This is a genomic window from Stenotrophomonas sp. YJH_SMC_80 (assembly GCF_059372495.1).
In genome coordinates this window covers 343191-363246 of the sequence record NZ_JCAFVP010000002.1, presented here as the reverse complement: position 1 = coordinate 363246, position 20056 = coordinate 343191, and the positions used below count along the sequence as shown (strand labels likewise).

The 20056-nt window shown below is 65.7% G+C and carries 13 protein-coding genes; 11 read left to right on the top strand and 2 right to left on the bottom strand.

Going from position 1 to position 20056, the window contains the following annotated elements; translation table 11 throughout:
• Positions 1–6: 6 nt before the first annotated feature.
• A complete protein-coding gene (locus AC5P99_RS04670; RefSeq protein WP_005410330.1) occupies positions 7–912 on the bottom strand; it encodes a segregation and condensation protein A in 906 nt (301 codons plus the stop codon).
• A gap of 374 nt (positions 913–1286) precedes the next feature.
• On the opposite strand from AC5P99_RS04670, the gene AC5P99_RS04665 reads away from it, so the two are divergent.
• The 10 genes from AC5P99_RS04665 to AC5P99_RS04620 all read left to right on the top strand — a co-directional run bounded on the left by AC5P99_RS04665 (position 1287) and on the right by AC5P99_RS04620 (position 15137).
• Positions 1287–1586, top strand: a complete 300-nt coding sequence (locus tag AC5P99_RS04665) for a YciI family protein (RefSeq protein ID WP_005410329.1) — start codon at positions 1287–1289, stop codon at positions 1584–1586.
• 20 nt (positions 1587–1606) lie between these two features.
• Positions 1607–1858, top strand: coding sequence for a BolA family protein (locus tag AC5P99_RS04660; RefSeq protein WP_032963317.1), 252 nt, complete (start codon positions 1607–1609; stop codon positions 1856–1858).
• Positions 1859–2007: 149 nt separating this feature from the next.
• The gene (locus AC5P99_RS04655) at positions 2008–3045 is read left to right on the top strand and encodes a LacI family DNA-binding transcriptional regulator (RefSeq protein ID WP_012480808.1); all 1038 of its coding nucleotides are present in this window, start codon (positions 2008–2010) and stop codon (positions 3043–3045) included.
• A gap of 76 nt (positions 3046–3121) precedes the next feature.
• Positions 3122–6178, top strand: coding sequence for a TonB-dependent receptor (locus tag AC5P99_RS04650; RefSeq protein ID WP_005410326.1), 3057 nt, complete (start codon positions 3122–3124; stop codon positions 6176–6178).
• Positions 6179–6425: 247 nt separating this feature from the next.
• Positions 6426–8030, top strand: a complete 1605-nt coding sequence (locus tag AC5P99_RS04645; RefSeq protein ID WP_049451706.1) for a glucoamylase family protein — start codon at positions 6426–6428, stop codon at positions 8028–8030.
• 4 nt (positions 8031–8034) lie between these two features.
• Positions 8035–9375 (top strand): sugar ABC transporter substrate-binding protein, encoded by a 1341-nt coding sequence (locus AC5P99_RS04640; protein ID WP_329768980.1) that lies wholly within the window; start codon positions 8035–8037, stop codon positions 9373–9375.
• Positions 9372–10253 (top strand): carbohydrate ABC transporter permease, encoded by an 882-nt coding sequence (locus tag AC5P99_RS04635; RefSeq protein ID WP_495212921.1) that lies wholly within the window; start codon positions 9372–9374, stop codon positions 10251–10253. The genes AC5P99_RS04640 and AC5P99_RS04635 overlap by 4 nt, the downstream gene beginning before the upstream one ends.
• Positions 10250–11086, top strand: a complete 837-nt coding sequence (locus AC5P99_RS04630) for a carbohydrate ABC transporter permease (RefSeq protein WP_005410322.1) — start codon at positions 10250–10252, stop codon at positions 11084–11086. The genes AC5P99_RS04635 and AC5P99_RS04630 overlap by 4 nt, the downstream gene beginning before the upstream one ends.
• Positions 11083–14250, top strand: coding sequence for a discoidin domain-containing protein (locus AC5P99_RS04625; RefSeq protein ID WP_495212920.1), 3168 nt, complete (start codon positions 11083–11085; stop codon positions 14248–14250). Before AC5P99_RS04630 ends, AC5P99_RS04625 begins: the two co-directional genes overlap by 4 nt.
• A 2-nt stretch (positions 14251–14252) precedes the next feature.
• Positions 14253–15137 carry an endonuclease/exonuclease/phosphatase family protein gene (locus tag AC5P99_RS04620; RefSeq protein ID WP_049451712.1) on the top strand — a complete coding sequence of 295 codons (885 nt, stop codon included), beginning with the start codon at positions 14253–14255 and terminating at the stop codon, positions 15135–15137.
• Between the two features lie 224 nt (positions 15138–15361).
• Here AC5P99_RS04620 and rne read toward each other — a convergent pair whose 3' ends face one another.
• Positions 15362–18649, bottom strand: a complete 3288-nt coding sequence (rne, locus tag AC5P99_RS04615) for a ribonuclease E (protein ID WP_495212919.1) — start codon at positions 18647–18649, stop codon at positions 15362–15364.
• A gap of 407 nt (positions 18650–19056) precedes the next feature.
• Here rne and AC5P99_RS04610 point away from each other — a divergent pair, with 407 nt between their 5' ends.
• Positions 19057–20031 (top strand): RluA family pseudouridine synthase, encoded by a 975-nt coding sequence (locus AC5P99_RS04610; RefSeq protein ID WP_012480803.1) that lies wholly within the window; start codon positions 19057–19059, stop codon positions 20029–20031.
• Positions 20032–20056: the final 25 nt, after the last annotated feature.

Below are 20056 nucleotides of genomic sequence, written 5' to 3'. Positions count from 1 at the left end.
CAGCGCTCACTCGTTCTCGTTGGCGGCGTCGTTGTCGTCGAACTCGCTGCTGAACTGCAGCGGGGCATTGGTGTTGCCGGCGGCCAGGGACTTCACGTAGATCGGTGCCAGCGGCTCTTCCTGGACGATGTCCAGCAGCTGTTCCTTGGCCAGTTCCAGCACCGCCAGGAACGTGACCAGCACGCCCAGCTTGCCTTCTTCTGCGGTGAACAGCCCTTCAAAACGGTAGAACTTGCCATCTTCAAGCCGGCCCAGCACTTCGCCCATGCGCTGCCGCACGCTCAGCGCCTCGCGCTTGATGGCGTGGCCACTGAACAGCTCGGCGCGCTTGAGCACGTCGTGCAGGGCCAGCAGCATTTCCTTCAGGTCCACCGGCGGCGGCAGCTTCACCGCAGCACGTTCGGGCATGAAGGCGTGTGCCACCGTGGTGTCGCGGTCCTGGCGGGGCAGGGCGTCGATGTCCTCGGCGGCCTGCTTGAAGCGTTCGTACTCCTGCAGGCGGCGCACCAGTTCGGCGCGCGGGTCGGCCTCATCGCCTTCCTCGCTGACCGGGCGCGGCAGCAGCATGCGCGACTTCACCTCGGCCAGGATCGCGGCCATGACCAGGTACTCGGCGGCCAGCTCGAAGCGCAGCTCGCGCATCACGGTGATGTATTCCACGTACTGCCGGGTGATCTCGGCCACGGGAATGTCCAGTACGTCCAGGTTCTGGCGGCGGATCAGGTACAACAGCAGGTCCAGCGGGCCTTCGAAGGCATCCAGGATGACTTCCAGCGCGTCCGGCGGGATGTACAGGTCCTGCGGAATCTGCAGGACCGGTTGCCCATGCACCACGGCCAGCGGCATTTCCTGCTGCTGGGGGGCGGGCGGCCGGGTTGGCGGGTTCGCGTCGAGCGCGAGTTCGGAAGTCATCTAATGGACATCAGGATTGCATCGGACCAGTCGCGGCAGCGGGTTCACCGGGCCAACGCCACGGCGCCCCACGGCACCAGACACGCCGGGATCGGCGCGATTCCACACATATCAAACAGCAGGACGCGCCGCAGGAAACGGCAGCGACGGAACTACGGGGAGGTCGTCTACGTGGCCCGGCCAGGTGGTCCGGTTCGAAGCAGCGGGACGGTCGTCGGGGGCTGCGTTGGCCACAGAAACCGACGGGCTGCTGCATCCAGCCACGTGCAATGGTGTCTAGGGTAAGCCTTTGTCGCGCCAGTGTCCAGCCGGGCTGGGGCGAGGGCGGCATTGGCTAGAATCTGCGCACCCGACAACGCAAGCGAGGAAATGCCGTGTGGTATGTGATTGAAGGCTATGACGGCCAGGACGTGCTGGCACAGCGACTGCAGGCACGTCCGGAACACCTGGCGCGCCTGCACGCGCTGCGCGACGAAGGCCGCCTGCTGCTGGCCGGACCGTGCCCGGCAGTAGACAGCGAGGACCCGGGCCCGGCCGGCTTCAGTGGTTCGGTGGTGATCGCGCAGTTCGAGTCGCTCGTGCAGGCCCAGGCCTGGGCTGATGCCGACCCTTACGTAGCCGCGGGCGTCTACACCCATGTACAGGTGCGTCCGTTCCGCAAGGTCCTGCCGTGAACGCGGAGCGGATCGAGCGGATGCGTGACGCACTGCAGCAGGCGCTGGCCCCGAGCGTGCTGGAAATCGAAGACGACAGTCATCGTCATGCCGGCCACGCCGGTGCGCGCGATGGTCGCGGCCACTTCAACGTGCATGTGGTCAGTGAACGCTTCGCCGGACTGGGTCCACTGGCCCGGCATCGCGCGGTCTATGCCGCGCTGGGCGCGATGATGGAGACCGACATCCACGCGCTGTCCATTCGCGCATTGACCCCGTCAGAACAGGGCTGAGCCCTTGTCCCACACTGTCCTGGCGGGTCCGTCAGCGGGCTCGCCACAGACAGATTTCCATGTCCATTTCAGGACATTCGCCTAACGGACTGTTTACAAGCCCAGATGGAAACGCTTACATTCCGCGCCAATGCTGGTAGGTCCAAGCCGTGGAGGGCGGCTTCGTGAACAAGGCAGCTATCACAATCAAAGACGTCGCTCGCGAAGCCCGGGTCTCCGTGGCCACGGTTTCCCGCGCGCTCAACGGGCATGAAAATGTCGCCGAACCGGTCCGCCAGCTTGTGCTGGAGGTGGCCGCACGGCTGCGTTACACCCCGCACGCCGCCGCCCGCAGCCTCAGCAGCCGTCGCACCAATACGGTGGGCGTGGTACTGCCTGACCTGTACGGCGAATTCTTCTCCGAGCTGATGCGCGGCATCGACAACGTCGCCCGCAACCGCCGCCAGCACCTGCTGGTGTCCAGTTACCACGGTGACCAGGAGCAGCAGGGCGCTGCCCTGCGCGCCATGCGCGGCCGCGTCGACGGCCTGCTGGTGCTCTCGCCCTATGCGGAGAGCCCGGGATTCCTGACCGACAACCTGCCGCAGTCGTTGCCAACGGTGTTGATCAACACCTATCTGCCCGGGCAGGACCACCCGGTGCTGAGCATCGATGACCATGCCGGTGCGATGGCGATGACCCGCCATCTGCTTGACGCGGGTCACCGCCGTATCGCTTTCATTTCTGGCCCGGACCTCAACTTCGACGCGCGCGAGCGCCTGCGTGGCTTCCGTGACGCGTTGGCGGCTTTCGGCAGTGACGCCGAAGGCATCGAGCTGCCCGGTGATTTCGACGAAGCTTCCGGCCATCGCGCCGGTCAGGAGTTGTTGGCAGCCGGAGCGCTGCCTGATGCCGTGTTCGCCGCCAACGACATGATGGCGCTGGGTTGCCTGTATGCGTTCACGCAGGCAGGTGTCCACGTTCCGTCCGACGTCGCCCTGGCCGGTTTCGATGACATTCCACTGGCGCGTTTCGTCCACCCGTCGCTGACCACCATGCAGGTCAGCATCGCCGAACTCGGCGATCGGGCCATGACGCGCCTGATGCAGTTGATGGACGGCACCTCCACGGATGGGACAGGGGACAAGCAGACCCTGGTTCCCCGCTTGATAGTTCGCGATTCCACCACTCCGCCATCCGGCCGTTGAAGCCGGAGGCGTTCCTTCTTTTTTGATTGATCGCAGGGACCGCGCAAGCGGTTACCGCCACCCGGAGATTGAGTTGATGATGCACACCACCTTCCGCACGCCGGCGCGCCGGCTGCTGAGCACCGCACTGGTCAGCTGCCTGATGCTGGCTGCTGCTCCGAACGTCATGGCGCAGTCGGCCAATGCCAGCCTGCGCGGCCAGGTTTCCGGCGCGCAGGCCGGCGCCGAGGTGACCGCCACCAACGTGGCCACCGGCACCGTCCGTCGCGGTACCGTCCGTGCCGATGGAAGCTACTCGCTGATGGGCCTGGACCCGGGCACCTATGACGTGGTCGCCAACGGCCAGTCGCAGAAGGTCACCGTCACCGTGGCCTCGACCGCTACCCTGAACTTTGCCGGCGCTGCCAGCAGCACCCCGGGTACGACCGCAGCCACCAACCTGGACACTGTCAACGTCGTCGCGCCGACCCTGCTGCAGGAAGTGCGCACGTCCGAAGTCGGCAAGACCGTCAGCCTGCAGCAGATCCAGACCACCCCGCAGGTCTCGCGCAACTTCCTGGAGTTCGCCGACGCGGTGCCGGGCATGATCTTCACCCGCGACGCCAAGGGCAACACCTCGCTGCGCGGCGGTGCCACCAACTCCGACGGCACCAACGTGTACATCGACGGTGTGGGCCAGAAGAGCTACGTCAAGGGCGGCGGCGTGGCCGGTCAGTCCGGCAGTGCCGGTAACCCGTTCCCGCAGCTGGCCATCGGCGAGTACAAGGTCATCACCGGCAACTACAAGGCCGAGTACGGCCAGGTGTCCAGTGCAGCGGTCACGGCCGCGACCAAGTCGGGTACCAACGAGTTCAAGGGTGAAACCTTCTACCGTTATACCAACGACAGCATGCGCGCGATGACCCCGGCCGAGCGTCAGCCGGGCAAGGGCAAGGAGGATTCGGCCGAGAAGGAATACGGCTTCGCCCTGGGCGGCCCGATCGTCAAGGACAAGGCCCACTTCTTCGTGACCTATGAAGCCAAGCGCTTCGATCTGCCGGTGACCATCGCACCGCATGGTTCGGTGACCAACAAGGCCAACCGCGTCCCGGCTGATGCCCAGGCCGGCCTGGGCCCGGCCAGCCAGCCGTTCCAGCAGGACCTGATCTTCGCCAAGGTCGACTTCGAGCCGACCGACAACGATCGCCTGGAACTGACCTTCCAGGACCGTGATGAAACCCAGCAGCAGTTCTCGGACCAGACCGCGCCGATGCACGGCAAGGAAACCAAGAACACTGACCGCCGTTACGCGCTGCGCTGGAACCACAGCGGTGAGCGTTACTACAACGAGCTGATGGTTACCCACGAGGATTCGTTCAACAATCCCAAGCCGCTGAGCATGGGCAACGGTTTCAACTACACCGCGCCGGACGGCAAGAACGAGGAGCGCGCCATCGTCTCGATCGGTGGTTCCTCGGCAATGTCGTCGCAGGTGAAGGGCCAGAAGGGCTGGTCGATCGAAGACAACCTGACCCTGGATGGCATCCAGTGGGCGGGCGACCACACCATCAAGATGGGTGCCAAGTACAAGCAGATCGACCTGTACGCCTCCGATGCGGCCCAGATCAATCCGCAGTTCTACTACACCATCGACAACCCGACTTTCCCGGACAGCATCCCGTACAAGGCACAGTTCGTGAAGCCGGTCACCGGCGTGTCCGGCGTGTCCGGCGAAGTGCGCTCGAAGGTGAAGCAGATCGGTCTGTTCATCCAGGATGACTGGCAGGTCAACGACCACCTGCAGCTGAACCTCGGCCTGCGCTGGGACTACGAGAAGAACCCGTCCTATCTGGACTTCGTGACCCCGCCGGAAGTGGTCAATGCGCTGTTCGCGCAGGATCCGCGTGCCGCCGCTGGCCAGAGCTACGCTGACACGCTGGCGCTGAGCGGCCTGAACATCAACGATTACATCAGCAACGGCCACAACCGCAAGGCATTCAAGAATGCCTGGCAGCCGCGTCTGGGTTTCTCGTATGACATCAATGCCGACGAGCAGCACGTGATCCACGGTGGTGCCGGTCGTTCCTACGACCGCGACCTGTTCGACTACCTGCAGCTGGAAACCACCAAGCTGGCCCTGCCGCAGCCGACGATCTACTTCCGCAATCCGGCAACCGGTCAGTGCTTCCAGGGCAACGCCGCGTGCTATGACTGGAACCCGAACCTGCTCAACGGTATCGGCAACCTCCAGAGCCTGGTCGGTTCGACCAGCAATGCCGGCTTGGAAGTCGACCTGCTGAACAACAATCTGAAGGTGCCCTACGCTGACCAGTTCAGCCTGGGCATGAGCAACCAGATCGGCGACTGGCTGACCGACGCCACCATCTCGCGCACGCTCACCTATGACGGCTTCGCCTTCACCCTGGGCAACCGCTACCCGACCGGCAACTTCTTCGACGATCCGCGTCTGTGCGGTGGCACCGAAGCCGGTCTGGGCCAGGCGTGGAGCTGCAACGTGCCGGGCTTCGGCAGCCTGATCATCGGCCAGCAGGGCATCAAGACCCGTGCTACCCAGATCCTGTTGTCGGCGCAGAAGCCGTTCACCCAGGAAAGCGGCTGGGGCACCTCCATCGCCTATACCTGGACCACCGCCCGCCACAACCGTGACATCAACGAGCACTACGCGTTCGACCGTGGCGTGATCGGTGACTACCCGACCATCCGCTCCAACGGCGCGCCGCGTCACCGCCTGGTGGTGACCGGTTCGTATGCGGGCTTCTGGGGCATCACCTTCGGTGGCAAGATCACCCTGGCCACCCCGACCGCGATCAACGACTGGTACGGCGTGCCGCAGGCCAATGGCTTCGACCTGCCGACCCCGATGGCGGCGGTTCCGGGTGGCAACGGCAAGTTCCTGCTGGGTGGCAAGATCTTCGGTTATCGCTCGGTCGACCTGCAGGCGACGAAGACGTTCAAGATGCCGGGCGATACCGAGCTGTATGCGCGTATCGACATCATCAATGTGTTCAACTTCGACAATTTCTCGAACTACAACTACTACAAGAATGGCAAGTTGACCGCGAGCTACAACGAGACCGGCGACATCGTCGGTACGCCGCGCCAGGTCAAGGCCGAAGTGGGCTTCCGCTTCTAAGCCCGGATGGATGCATGACCCCGATGCCGCCGCTCCGCCGGCGGCATCGGGCGCGTGAAAACAGCAATGGCCGGCCCTGTGCCGGTCCATTGCCCATGCCGCTGCCGGTCAGGGGGCATCGGCATGGGCAATGATCGCGGTGTCAAACCACGTTTTTCGTGGTTTTTTAAGAACGCACCTTGTAAACGATTTCAGATCATTGGACGGTATGCTTTCCCATCGATCAGACCACCGGAGAAATCGCGCCATGCAGGCACGTCATCTGTTGTCCGCCGCAGCGTTGAGCCTGGCCGTGGCCGCCTGCCAGCCGGCCCAGCAGGAGCCTGCCAAGCCGCGGCCGCCGGTGATCCTGATCGAGGCCGATGCACCGCCGCGGCCGATGAAACCTGAGCTGCCGCCGCTGTTCGATGACATCGAGCGCCGCACCTTCCAGTTCTTCTGGGATACCACCAACGAGATCAATGGCCTGACCCCGGACCGCTATCCGTCGCGGCCGTTCGCCAGCATCGCCTCGGTCGGCTTCGCACTGACCGCGTATCCGATCGGCATCGAGAACGGCTGGGTCAGCCGCAACCAGGCGATCGACCGCACCCTGACTACCCTGAAATTCTTCCGCGACGTGCCGATGGGCCCGCAGCGTACCGGCAAGGCGGGTTACAAGGGCTTCTATTACCACTTCCTGGACATGCAGGAAGGCCGTCGCTACGACAGCTGGGTCGAACTGTCCTCGGTGGATACCGCGCTGCTGATGATGGGGGTGCTGTTCGCGCAGTCGTACTACGACGGTGACGATCCGCGCGAGAAGGAAATCCGCCAGATCGCCGACACGTTGTACAGGAAGGTCGACTGGCCCTGGCTGCAGCAGCGTGCGCCGCTGATCTCGATGGGCTGGTTCCCCGAGAGCGGTTTCATCGACCACGACTGGATGGGCTACAACGAGGCCATGATGGTCTACATCCTTGCCCTCGGTTCGCCGACGCACCCGGTCAGCCCGGATGCGTGGACGGTGTGGACGCGCACCTATGACAACGACTGGGGGGTCTACCAAGGCCAGGAATACCTGTCCTTCGGCCCACTGTTCGGCCACCAGTACAGCCACGTCTGGATCGACTTCCGCGACATCCAGGACGCCTACATGCGCGAGCGCGGCAGCACCTACTTCCTCAACAGCCGCTCGGCCGCACTGGCCCAGCGTGAGTACGCCATCGCCAACCCGATGCAGTGGAAGGATTACGGCGAGAACGTCTGGGGCCTGACCGCCAGCGATGGCCCGCAGAACACCACGCAGGAATACCGTGGCGAGCAGCGCCAGTTCCGCCATTACTCTTCGCGCGGCGCTGGCCTGCGCGAAAACTTCGATGACGGCACCATCGCTCCGACCGCCGCGATCGCGTCGGTGGTGTTCGCGCCGGAACAGGTGATCCCGGCCACGCTGGAGATGCACAAGCGCTACGGCGATTACATCTATTCCAGCTACGGCTTCCTGGATTCGTTCAATCCCAGCTTCAACTACGACATCCCGATCAAGACCGGCCGCGTGGTGCCGGATCGTGGCTGGGTCGCCAGCGACTACATCGCCATCGACCAGGGGCCGATCCTGACCATGATCGCCAACTATCGCAATGATTTCGTCTGGGAAGTGATGAAGAAGAACCCGTACATCCGCAAGGGCCTGGAGCGGGCGGGGTTCAGTGGTGGCTGGCTGGCGCCGGAAGGTTCGTTCCAGCCGCTGGAACTGCAGAAAGACGAAAAGGCCGCGGCGGCACGCGCGGTGGGTATCGCCGAATCACGCGCGGCTGCCGCGCAGGAACAGAAGAACAATGCCAACCGCAACACAGGCCAGGGCAAGTAACCCGATGCCGAACTGGATCGACCGTCTGCGCCGCTGGACACTGCCAACCCTGGCCGCACTGGCCGTGGCCGGCTGCGCCCGCACCGAACCGGGCACCACCACTGTGCGCTTCTGGGCAATGGGCCGGGAAGCCGAGGTGGTCAGCGAACTGATCCATGAGTTCGAAGCCGAGAACCCGGGCATCAAGGTGGACGTGCAGAACATCCCGTGGACCGCTGCGCACGAAAAGCTGCTGACCGCGTTCGCCGCCGACGGCCTGCCGGACGTGTGCCAGCTCGGCAACACCTGGGTGCCGGAGTTCGCCGAGCTCGATGCGCTGACCCCGTTGCAGCCGTTCGTCGATCACTCTGCCGTGGTCGATGAGAAGGACTATTTCCAGGGCATCTGGGACACCAACGTGATCCACGGCGAGCTGGTCGGCGTGCCGTGGTATGTCGATACGCGCCTGATCTACTACCGCAAGGACCTGCTGGCCAAGGCCGGCTACGACCACCCGCCGCGCACGTGGCAGGAGTGGGATGAGCAGATGGCGGCGATCAAGCGCATGCAGGGCCCGAACCGCTATGCGGTGCTGATGCCGATCAACGAGTTCGAGCAGCAGCTGTCGCTGGCACTGCAGCAGCCCGATCCGCTGCTGCGCGATGATGACACCCGCGGCAACTTCAGCAGCCCCGGCTTCCGCCGCACGCTGGCGTTCTACGCCAACATGTTCGAGCAGGGCTGGGCGCCGAAGATGTCCGAGACGCAGATCTCAAACGTCTGGGATGAGTTCTTCCGCGGCTTCAACGTCTTCTACATTTCCGGCCCATGGAACATCCGCGAGTTCAAGAAGCTGCAGCCGAAGGAACTGGAAGGGCTGTGGGGCACCGCAGCGCTGCCGGGGCCGGATGGTCCGGGCGCGGGCATCGCCGGTGGCACCAGCTTGGTGATCTTCCGCAAGTCGCAGCAGAAGGAGGCGTCGTGGAAGCTGATCGAGTTCCTGTCGCGCCCGCAGATCCAGGCACGTTTCCATTCGATCATCGGCGACCTGCCGCCACGCCGCAGCACGTGGAGTGCGCCGTCGCTGGCCAACGATCCGCTGGCCGCAGCGTTCCGTGACCAGCTGGAGCGGGTCAAGCCGACGCCGAAGGTGCTCGAATGGGAGCGCATCGTGCAGGAAATGCGCATCGTCACCGAGAAGGTGGTGCGCGGTGGCCTGCCGCAGGACAAGGCCGTCGAAGAACTCGACCAGCGCGTGGACAAGGTGCTGGCAAAGCGCCGCTGGATGCATGAACAACAACGCCTGCAGCAGCGCGTTCCGTCGCCGCAATCGAGCAGTGCCGTGGCCGCCGGGAGCGCGCAATGAAACGTACTTCACTCGCCGGCTGGATTTTCGCCGGTCCCTCGCTGATCGTGCTGGGCGTGTTCTTCGGCCTGCCGGTGGCTTCGGCGCTGGCGCTGAGCGTGACCGACTTCGACCTGTATGCCCTGGCTGACAGCAGCAACCTGCGCTTTGTCGGCCTCGGCAACTACATCGATCTGCTGCAGACACCGATGTTCTGGAAGTCGCTGTGGAATACCACTTACTTCGTGTTGATCGGCGTGCCCTTGTCGATCGGCGTATCGCTGGGCGCGGCAATGCTGCTGAATGCGCCGGCCGCGCGCCTCAAGGCGCTGTTCCGCACTGCGTTGTTCGCGCCGGTGGTGACCACGCTGGTGGCGGTGGCGGTGATCTGGCGCTACCTGTTCCATACCAGCTACGGCCTGGTGAACTACGGCCTGGGCCATCTGGGCATCAGCCCGATCGACTGGCTGGGCGATCCCAACTGGGCGATGCCGACCATCATGCTGTTCGCGGTGTGGAAGAACTTCGGCTACAACATGGTGATCTTCCTGGCCGGCCTGCAGGCGATCCCGCATGACCTGTACGAGGCCGCGCGCATCGACGGTGCCTCGCGCTGGAAGCAGTTCCTGCACATCACCCTGCCGATGCTCGGCCCGGTGCTGCTGGTGGTCGGCGTGATCACCGTGTCCGGCTACTTCCAGCTGTTCGCCGAACCCTACGTGATGACCCGCGGCGACCCACTGCAGAGCACCGTCAGCGTGCTGTATTTCATGTTCGAGGAAGGCTTCAAGTGGTGGAACCTGGGACGCGCCTCCGCCGTGGCGTTCCTGCTGTTCCTGATCATCCTGGCGGTGACCACCGTGATGCTGCGTTTCGGCCGCAAGAGGCAGTTGGTATGAGTCGTGAAATCGGCCAGTCGCGCTGGTACCCGTGGTTGATCAATGGTGCGTTGCTGGTGCTGGCCCTGGTCAGCCTGGCACCGCTGTTGTGGATGCTCTCGGTCTCGTTCATGCCGCAGGGCGAGGCCAGCCATTTCCCGCCGCCGCTGCTGCCTTCCAGCATCACCACGCACAACTACCATGAGCTGTTCGCGCGCACTGGCATGGGCGGCAACTTCGCCAACAGCCTGCTGGTGTCGCTCGGCATCACGGTCGGTTCGCTGCTGCTCAACACCATGGCCGGCTACGCGTTCGCCAAGCTCAACTTCGTCGGCCGCGAGCGCCTGTTCCAGGTGCTGATGGCGGCGCTGGTGATTCCGGCGCAGGTGGCGATGCTGCCGCTGTTCCTGCTGATGAAGCAGCTGGGCCTGGTCAACAGCTTCGGTGGCGTGATCGTGCCAGCGCTGGCCAGCGTGTTCGGCATCTTCCTGGTACGCCAGTACGCGCGTTCCATCCCGGACGAACTGCTGGAAGCGGCGCGCATCGACGGGGCAGGGGAGCTGCGCATTTTCTTCCAGATCGTGCTGCCGATGCTCAAGCCGGTGCTGGTGACCCTGGCGATCTTCACCTTCATGGGCGCATGGAACGATTTCATGTGGCCATTGATCGTGCTGACCGACCAGGAGCACTACACTTTGCCGGTGGCACTGGCCACCCTCTCGCGCGAGCACATCATGGACGTGGAAATGATGATGGCTGGCGCGGTGGTCACCGTGGTCCCGGTGCTGGCGCTGTTCCTGGTGCTGCAGCGGTACTACATCCAAGGTCTGTTGCTGGGGAGCGTCAAGGGATGAAGCGAGCGATCGCCGTTGGACTGGGCCTGTTGTGGACTTCCCTGGCGATCGCCGCACCTCCGGCGCTGCCGGCACCGAAGGTGCTGGACGACTTCGACGACATCGCAGCCTGGACGCTGGTGCTGTCCGACCAGGTCAGCGGTTCGCTGCGTCCGGTCAGTGGTGCCGGTGGTGGCCGCGCGCTGTGCCTGGACTATGACTTCCACGATGTCTCCGGCTACGTCGGCATCCGCCGCGCGCTGAACATCGAATACCCGGTCAATTACCGCTTCGGATTCCAGCTGCGTGGCGAATCGCCGGGCAACGACCTGCAGTTCAAGTTGATCGATGCCAGCGGCGACAACGTCTGGTGGGTCAACCGGCCCGGCTACAGCTTCCCCAAGGCGTGGACGCCGGTCGAGTACCGTCGGCGCCAGATCGACAAGGCGTGGGGTCCCTCGCCCGAGAAGGAGATGGCACGAAGCGCCGCCGTCGAGTTCACGATCTACAGCAAGGTCGGTGGCCGCGGCACGGTGTGCTTCGACAAGCTGACCCTGCAGGGCCTGCCGCCGCAGGATGATTCGGCGTTGGTGCCATCGGTGATTGCCGATACGGCCACCGCGCTGCAGGACCGCATGATCGACGGCAAGAGCGACACGTTCTGGATCAGCGGTGGCGTCAAGCAGCAGACCATCAGCCTGGACCTGCACAAGAGCCGCGAGATCGGCGGTGTAGTGATCGATTGGCTGCCGAACCTGGAAGCCAATCGCTACACCGTGCGGACGTCCGAGGATGGCCGGGACTGGCGCACTGTGCGCGAGGTGACCGGCGCTGCGGGGGGGCGCGATTGGCTGGCGCTGCCGGATACCGACGCGCGCTACGTGCGTTTCGATCTGCGCGATGGCCCGAACTGGCGCTATGGCATCCGTGACATAGCACTCAAGCCGCTGGCCTTCGCCGCCACGCCCAATGCCTTCCTGTCCTCGGTGGCCGCCGATCTGCCGCGAGGCTCGTCGCCGCGTGCCTATGTGGGCGAACAGCCGTACTGGACCCTGCTCGGCCTCGATGGTGGCCAGGAACAGGCGCTGATCAGCGAGGATGGCGCGCTGGAGCCGGCCAAGGGCAGCTTCAGCATCGAGCCGTTCATCCGCCTGGACGGCAAGCTGCTGGACTGGTCGAAGGTCGCCATCACCCAGTCGCTGCAGGATCACTACCTGCCGATCGCCACCGTCGACTGGGTGCATGAGAAGGCCGGGCTTTCGGTGACCAGTTTCGTGCAGGGCACGCCCGAGCGCGCGCAGCTGATCGGCCGCTACCGGCTGAGCAATCCGGACAAGGTCGCGCACGAGTACACCCTGGCGCTGGCAATCCGTCCGTGGCAGGTCAACCCGCCCACCCAGTTCCTCAACACCGTCGGTGGCTTCAGCCGCATCGATGCACTGGATGTGGGCGAACAGCTGGTTCGGGTCAACGGTGAGCCGCGCATCTATCCGCTGCAGGTGCCGGATGCGCGCTTTGCCAGTACGTTCGATGGCAAGCTCGATGCGATGCATCTGGAAAGCGGCAAGTACCCGGCCACGACCGCAGTGAAGGACAGCACCGGCATGGCGTCGGGTGCGCTGATGTACACGATCAAGCTCGAGCCCGGCCAGAGCCGCGAAGTGGCGGTGGTGCTGCCGCAGACCGGTGGCTGGGCGCCGCAGGCGCTGGACGTGGCCAAGGCGCAGGCGCAGGTGGCCGATCAATGGCGGCAGAAGCTGGGCGTGGTCTCGCTGCAGGTGCCGGCTGCGGGCCAGGCACTGGTCGATACCCTGCGCACGGCCGTCGCGCACATGCTGATCTCGCGGGTTGGCCCACGCCTGCAGCCGGGCACGCGCTCGTACGCGCGCAGCTGGATCCGCGATGGCGCGATGATTTCCGAGGGCCTGCTGCGCATGGGGCGCAGCGATGCCGTGCGTGACTACATCAACTGGTATGCGCCGTACCAGTTCGAGAACGGCAAGGTGCCGTGCTGCGTCGACGCGCGCGGCAGCGACCCGGTACCGGAGAACGACAGCCATGGCGAACTGATCTACAGCATTGCCGAGTATGGACGCTACACCGGCGACAGCACGTTCACCGAGCTGATGTGGCCGCACGTGCAGGGCGCCTACAACTACATGGAGCAGCTGCGCGCCAGCGAGCGCACCGAGGAAAACCGCGCACGCAATCCTGCCTTCTACGGGATGATGCCGGCCTCGATCAGCCACGAAGGCTATTCGGCCAAGCCGATGCATTCGTACTGGGATAATTTCTGGGCGTTGCGCGGCTACACGGACGCGGCATCGCTGGCGGCCCAGCTGGGCAAGGTCGAGGCGATGCAGATCGCCGGATCGCGTGACCAGTTCCGTGATGACCTGCAGGCCTCGCTGCTGTCGGCGATGCAGCAGCACGACATCGACTACCTGCCGGGCTCGGCCGAGCTGGGCGATTTCGATGCGACCTCGACCACCATCGCGCTGGCGCCGGGCGGCGAGCAGGGCCGACTGCCGCAGCAGGCACTGGAGGCGACCTTCGAGCGCTATTGGAAGGAGTTCGTGGCCCGCCGCGACGGCAAGCGTGAGTGGAAGGACTACACCCCGTACGAGTGGCGCAACGTGGCGGCGTTCGTACGCCTGGGCTGGCGTGACCGCGCCTGGCAGGCCACCGAGTTCTTCTTCAGGGACCGTGCGCCGCAGGCCTGGAACCAGTGGGCCGAGGTGGTCTCGCGCACGCCGCGCAAGCCGTTCTTCGTCGGTGACCTGCCGCACGCCTGGGTAGCCTCGGACTTCGTGCGCTCGGCCTTGGACATGTTCGCGTACAGTCGTGACATGGACGATGCGCTGGTGCTGGCCGCCGGCATTCCGAGCGCCTGGCTGCAGGGCGAGGGCATCGCCGTGCAGGGCCTGCGCACGCCGCAGGGCCAGCTCAACTACCGCCTGCAGCGCAGCGACAGGCAGCTGGTGCTGGAGGTGCAGCCGGGCCTGGTGCCACCGGTCGGTGGCGTGGTGTTGCCGTGGCCGTACGCCGGTGATCCGGCCGAGGCGACGATCAACGGCGAAGCGGCCGAATGGGTCAACAAGGAACTGCACGTGCACCAGCTGCCGGCGCGGGTCGAGATCGATGTACCGAGCGCGGTGCGCCGCGCCGAGCGCAAGGGGCAGTAACGATGAAGCAGCAGGGGGCAAGAGTGCGCACGATCGTGCGCGCCCTGGGGCTGGCCATTGCATTGGCACTGCCGGGCGCCGTGATGGCGGCCGATCCAGCCGCCGGGGCAGCGGCTGATGTCGCCACCGCGCCAGGCATGAGCATGGTCACCTTCAATCTGCATCATGACCGCGAGGACTGGCCACGCCGGCGCCGCACCATCCTGGCCGAACTCAAGCGCCTGCAGCCGGATGCGGTTGCCCTGCAGGAGGTGATCCAACGCCGCAACGTGCGAAACCAGGCGCAATGGCTGGCCAGCCAACTTGGCTACAAGTACGTGTTCGTGTCCACCGATGCGGTCGGCGCGCCCAAGCGCTACGGCAATGCGCTTCTGACCCGGCGGCCGATCCTTGCCCAGGGGGATCATCTGCTGCAGCCCTTGGACGACTACCGCACCGTGGCCCACCTGCGCATCGACGTCGATGGCACGCCGGTAAACGTCTACGCCACGCATCTGAACGAGCGCAGTGATGAGAGCGGACAACGCATCCGTCGCAGCCAGGTCGAGGACCTGCTGCGCTTCATCAGCGCGACGTCGGCGGGCGCGCCGGTGGTGATCGCAGGTGACTTCAATGCACTGGTGGATGCCGGCGATCTGAGCGAGCTGCGCAGCCACTACGGCGACAGTTACGGTAGCGTGCACGTCAACACCGATCTGTCCGGGGTCAGTACGCTCAACCGCCACTATTACCAGGCGACGTCGCGGATCGACCACATCTTCTTCCAGCAGGACGAGATGGTCGCGCGCGAGGCGAAGATCCTGTTCGACCAGCCCGACGACAGCGGTCGCTGGGCCTCGGACCACTACGGCGTGTGGACCCGCCTGCAGTTCGCGCCGAAACCCTGACGGGACACGCCTGGGTAGGTGCCAACCTTGGTTGGCACGGGCGTGTCCGCGTGCACTCGATCAACGGCGCCAACCAAGGTTGGCCTCCACCAAAGCGGTGACCGTGCGCGGGTTGTGCCCTGGTGGGTGCCAACCTTGGTTGGCACGGTTCGGCCCGAAGCACAAACAAAAACGGCGGGGATCATTGATCCCCGCCGGTTCGTTTTCACGCTATCAAGGAGCGATCAGTTCGCCGGCGGCGTGCGCTTGGCGGCCTCTTCGTCTTCTTCATCAGCCTTGGCTTCTGCAGCCTGGGCTGCAGCGTCGGCATGGCCATCGGCGACCGGATCGATCGACGGCGTCACCACCGCATCAGCGCTCGGGGCGGCGGCTTCGATCGGTGCGGCTTCGACCGCCACCGGAGCGACCGGCTGTTCCACGATCGGCGCAGTCTCGACGACCGGCGTGGCTTCAACGGCCGGGGCGGCCTCCACCACCGGGGCACTCTCACTGGCCACCGGCTTGGTTTCAACCACCGGGGTTGCTTCAACCACCTGCGGCTTCGATTCCACGACCGGCGCGGCCTCGACTGCGACCGGCTTCGCTTCGATCACCGGAGCGGCTTCAACCACCGCGGCCGTTTCAGCCACAACCGGCTTTGCTTCGATGGCCGGCGCAGCAGCGTCCACCACCGGAGTGGCGTTGGCGACCGGTGCGGCAGCGGCGACCGGCTGGACCGGGGTCGCGGCGTCGATGGCATCGAGCATGCTGGTCTGCACCGGCGAGGACACCACTTCGGTCTTCGCAGCTTCGACCGGTGCCTGCACTTCAGCCACGACCGGGGCGGCGGCTTCGACCACAGCGCTGCTCACCACGGCAACCGGCGTGGCGACAACAGCGGCGGCAGCACGGGCTGGCTTCTCGGCTTCGACAGCGACCGGCTCGGCTTCGTCATCGAAGTCGAACTCCGGCTGCGAACGCGTGGGCTGCACAGCCGCGACCGGCGCAGTGCCGGCAGTGCTGTCGATGTTCGGCTCGGCGCCGTCGGCGTCATCACTGTCATCACCCTCGTCCTGGTCATCACCCAGGGCGTCGCTGCCGGCGGCGTTCTCGGCGCCACCGCGGCGACGACGACGGCCACCACGACGGCCACGGCGACGGCGGGTTGCGCCTTCGCCAGCCTGCTCGCCATTGGCGTCGGTTGCAGCCTCTTCAGCGGCAACTGCGACCACGTCGGTCGCACTGGCCGCATTGGCAGCGGCGTCGACCGGTGCGGCCGCTTCCACCGGGGCGACCGGGGCGACCGGGGCGGTGGCTTCCTGCGCGTTCACCCCATTGGCGGCGACGGCCGTAGCGGCTACGGCTGCAGCTGCGGTCACGGCTTCGGCAGGTGCTTCGGCGGCATTGCGCTGCGGCTTCTCGGCCGGCTTGTCACCGTCCTGCTGCTGCGGGCGCGGCTGCTTGGGCTGCTTCAGCTTCGGTTGCTGGTTCTGGTTCTGGCCCTGCTGCTCGTTGCGCGGCTTGTTCTGCTGCTGCGGCGGCTGCTGGCCATCCTTGTGCTGCGGCTCCTTCTGCTTGCCCTGCTGCGGCTGCTGCTGCGCATTGCCGTTATTGCCGTTGCGGCCGTCCTTGCGCTGCTCGCCGCGGTCCTTGCGGTTGCCGCCATCCTTCTGCTGCTGCGCGTTGCCATTGCCACGATTGTCGTCGCGACGGTCCTTGCGGTCCTTGTTGCGATCCTTGTTGCGGTCCTTGCGACCGCCGTCCTGCTGCTGGCGTGCAGCCGGGGCAGCCGGTGCCGGCGCGGGCGCCGGTTCGCCACCGAACACGCGCTTGAGCCAACCGATCACGCCGCCCGCCGGGGCCGGCGCAACAGGGGCTGCAGCGACCGGGGCCGGAGCGGCCGCGGCCGGCTCCACTTCCTCGCGCACCGGGGCCGGGGAGGTGTGCTTGACCTGGGTCACCGCCGGCGGCGGGATGTTCAGCTGGCCCTTGGTCAGCGCGTGCACCGGCAGCTTGCGCGGGGTGCCGCGCTGGTAGCTGGGCTTGCTGCTTTCTTCACCCAGCTCGTTCTCGCGCAGGCGGGTCACGGTGTAGTGCGGGGTGTGCAGCTGCTCGTCGGCGACGATCACGATCGGCGCCTCGTGGCGCTGTTCGATCTCGCGCAGGGCGCTGCGCTTCTCGTTCAGCAGGTAATTGGCGATCTCCACCGGGGCCTGCACCAGCACCTGCCCGGTGTTCTCCTTCATCGCATGCTCTTCAGCCACGCGGATGATCGACAGCGACAGCGACTCGACGCTGCGCATGCGGCCGTGGCCGTCACAACGCGGGCAGACGATCTGGCTGGACTCGCCCAGGCTCGGGCGCAGGCGCTGGCGGCTCATTTCCAGCAGGCCGAAGCGCGAGATGCGGCCGACCTGCACGCGCGCGCGGTCGTACTTCAGCGCGTTGGCGAGGCGGTTCTCGACTTCGCGCTGGTGCTTGTTGGAGGCCATGTCGATGAAGTCGATCACCACCAGGCCGCCCAGGTCACGCAGGCGCAGCTGGCGGGCCACTTCCTCGGCCGCTTCCAGGTTGGTCTGGAACGCGGTGTCCTCGATGTCGCTGCCCTTGGTGGCGCGCGAGGAGTTCACGTCGACGGCGGTCAGCGCTTCAGTCTGGTCGACCACGATCGAGCCGCCCGACGGCAGGCGCACGTTGCGCTCGTAGGCGCCTTCGATCTGCGATTCGATCTGGAAGCGATTGAACAGCGGAATGTCGTCCTTGTAGTGCTTGAGCTTGCGCAGGGTCTGCGGCATCACCTGCTGCATGAATTCGCGGGCGTGCTCGTACATCTCCTCGGTGTCCACCAGGATCTCGCCGATGTCGGCGCGCAGGTAGTCACGCAGGGCGCGCACGATCAGGCGCGATTCCTGGTAGATCAGGAACGGGGCGGGCTTGCTCAGTGCCGCTTCGGCAATGGCGCGCCAGACATTGAGCAGGTAGTCCAGGTCCCACTGCAGTTCTTCCGCATCGCGGCCGACGCCGGCGGTACGGATGATCACGCCCATGTCGTCGGGGATGTTCAGCTTGTCCAGGGCGTCCTTCAGCGCGGCCCGGTCTTCGCCCTCGATGCGGCGCGACACACCGCCGGCGCTGGGCGAGTTCGGCATCAGCACCATGTAGCGGCCGGCCAGCGAAATGAACGTGGTCAGGGCGGCGCCCTTGTTGCCACGCTCTTCCTTGTCGACCTGGACGACGATCTCCTGGCCTTCCTTCAGCAGCTCGCGGATGCCGGCCTTGTTGTGGTCGACACCGGCCTGGAAGTAGTCGCGGGAGATTTCCTTCAGCGGCAGGAAGCCATGGCGGCCACCGCCGTACTCGACGAAGGCCGCTTCCAGCGAGGGCTCGATGCGGAAGATCCGGCCCTTGTAGATGTTGGACTTCTTCTGTTCCTTCGACGGCTGTTCGATGTCGATGTCATACAACGACTGGCCATCCACGATGGCAACACGCAGCTCTTCAGCCTGCGTGGCGTTGATCAGCATTCGCTTCATTGTTGCGTTCCTCGCAAGCGGCTACCGCGCGGAACGCCATGGGGTTTCGCCTCTGGACACGGCTCGCCGCCCATTCGCGCAAGCGCGGGGAGGGCGGCTTGGGTTTCCAGCGCTACGACACCACGGCAGGCCGCGGGAGCGCTTCACTCTTATGGTTTTTGGGTGTTGCAGGGCCGCAGGCAGCTGTCAGCCAGGCTGGAGCGCCACGCGGGACATGTTCAGCACGGTTGCGTGTCAGGCATCCGGCGATGGCCGGGAAGGCCGGTGAGCCGCTAACATGGCCGCCCCGCGGGCGGTGGTCGCGCACTGTGCCGGATTCGTCGGAAGCTGGGCTTCTGGCCCTGAGTAACTTCCAACGAAATCAATCCCTTATCTCGCCCCCCGAGTGTAACAGAATAAACAGCCTGATGACCGCCCAAGACCCCACCAAGCCCGCTGGCGACAAGCCTTCCGTGCGCATGATCACCGTTCCCGCCGACCGCGCCGGCCAGCGCCTGGACAACTTCCTGCTCGGCCAGCTGAAGGGTGCCCCGCGCAGCCTGGTCTACAAGCTGGTGCGCAGTGGCCAGGTACGGGTGAACGGCGGCCGCGCCAAGGCCGAGCGCAAGCTGGAGGCGGGCGACGAAGTGCGCGTGCCGCCGGTTCGTCTCACCGAAGAGGGAGACAAGGTGGGTCCCCCGGAGGCATTCATGCGCCGGCTGGAGCAGGCCATCGTCTTCGAGGACGCGCGCCTGCTGGCCCTGAACAAGCCCACCGGCGTGGCCAGCCACGGCGGCAGCGGCATCAGCTTCGGCGCCATCGAGACCCTGCGCGCGCTGCGCCCGGGGCAGACCCTGGAGCTGGTCCACCGGCTGGATCGCGACACCTCGGGCCTGCTGATCGTGGCCAAGAAGCGCTCGGCGCTGAGCGAACTGCAGGCGCTGCTGCGTGAAGACCACGGCGCCGGCATCCGCAAGCGCTACCTGACCCTGCTGGCCGGGCGCATGCCCGACGGGGTGATGACGGTCGATGCGCCGCTGCATGTCGGCCTGCGCCAGGGCGGCGAGCGCCATGTGCAGGTCAACGCGATCGGCAAGGAATCGATCAGCCACTTCCGGGTGCTGGAGCGCCGCGGCGGCCATTCCTATTGCGAGGTGCGCATCGAGACCGGCCGTACCCACCAGATCCGCGTGCATGCCCAGCACCTGGGGCATCCGGTGGCCGGCGACGACAAATACGGCGATCCGGCGGTCAACAAGCGGCTTCGTGAGCAGATCGGGCTGAAGCGTCTGTTCCTGCACGCGGCCTCGCTGGAGTTCGCGCTGGACGACGGCAAGAGCCCGTATGTGCTGAACGCGCCGCTGGCCGATGAGCTGGTCGAGGCGCTGGACCGCCTGCGCTGACGGCAGTTCGGCGGCGCCGGGCGCT

Bases quoted from the DNA above. Each gene is read 5' to 3' on its own strand.
- AC5P99_RS04670 (WP_005410330.1), bottom strand. From the start codon at position 912: ATGACTTCCGAACTCGCGCTCGACGCGAACCCGCCAACCCGGCCGCCC.
- AC5P99_RS04660 (WP_032963317.1), top strand. From the start codon at position 1,607: ATGCGTGACGCACTGCAGCAGGCGCTGGCCCCGAGCGTGCTGGAAATC.
- AC5P99_RS04650 (WP_005410326.1), top strand. From the start codon at position 3,122: ATGATGCACACCACCTTCCGCACGCCGGCGCGCCGGCTGCTGAGCACC.
- AC5P99_RS04645 (WP_049451706.1), top strand. From the start codon at position 6,426: ATGCAGGCACGTCATCTGTTGTCCGCCGCAGCGTTGAGCCTGGCCGTG.
- AC5P99_RS04640 (WP_329768980.1), top strand. From the start codon at position 8,035: ATGCCGAACTGGATCGACCGTCTGCGCCGCTGGACACTGCCAACCCTG.
- AC5P99_RS04635 (WP_495212921.1), top strand. From the start codon at position 9,372: ATGAAACGTACTTCACTCGCCGGCTGGATTTTCGCCGGTCCCTCGCTG.
- AC5P99_RS04630 (WP_005410322.1), top strand. From the start codon at position 10,250: ATGAGTCGTGAAATCGGCCAGTCGCGCTGGTACCCGTGGTTGATCAAT.
- AC5P99_RS04625 (WP_495212920.1), top strand. From the start codon at position 11,083: ATGAAGCGAGCGATCGCCGTTGGACTGGGCCTGTTGTGGACTTCCCTG.
- AC5P99_RS04620 (WP_049451712.1), top strand. From the start codon at position 14,253: ATGAAGCAGCAGGGGGCAAGAGTGCGCACGATCGTGCGCGCCCTGGGG.
- rne (WP_495212919.1), bottom strand. From the start codon at position 18,649: ATGAAGCGAATGCTGATCAACGCCACGCAGGCTGAAGAGCTGCGTGTT.
- AC5P99_RS04610 (WP_012480803.1), top strand. From the start codon at position 19,057: ATGACCGCCCAAGACCCCACCAAGCCCGCTGGCGACAAGCCTTCCGTG.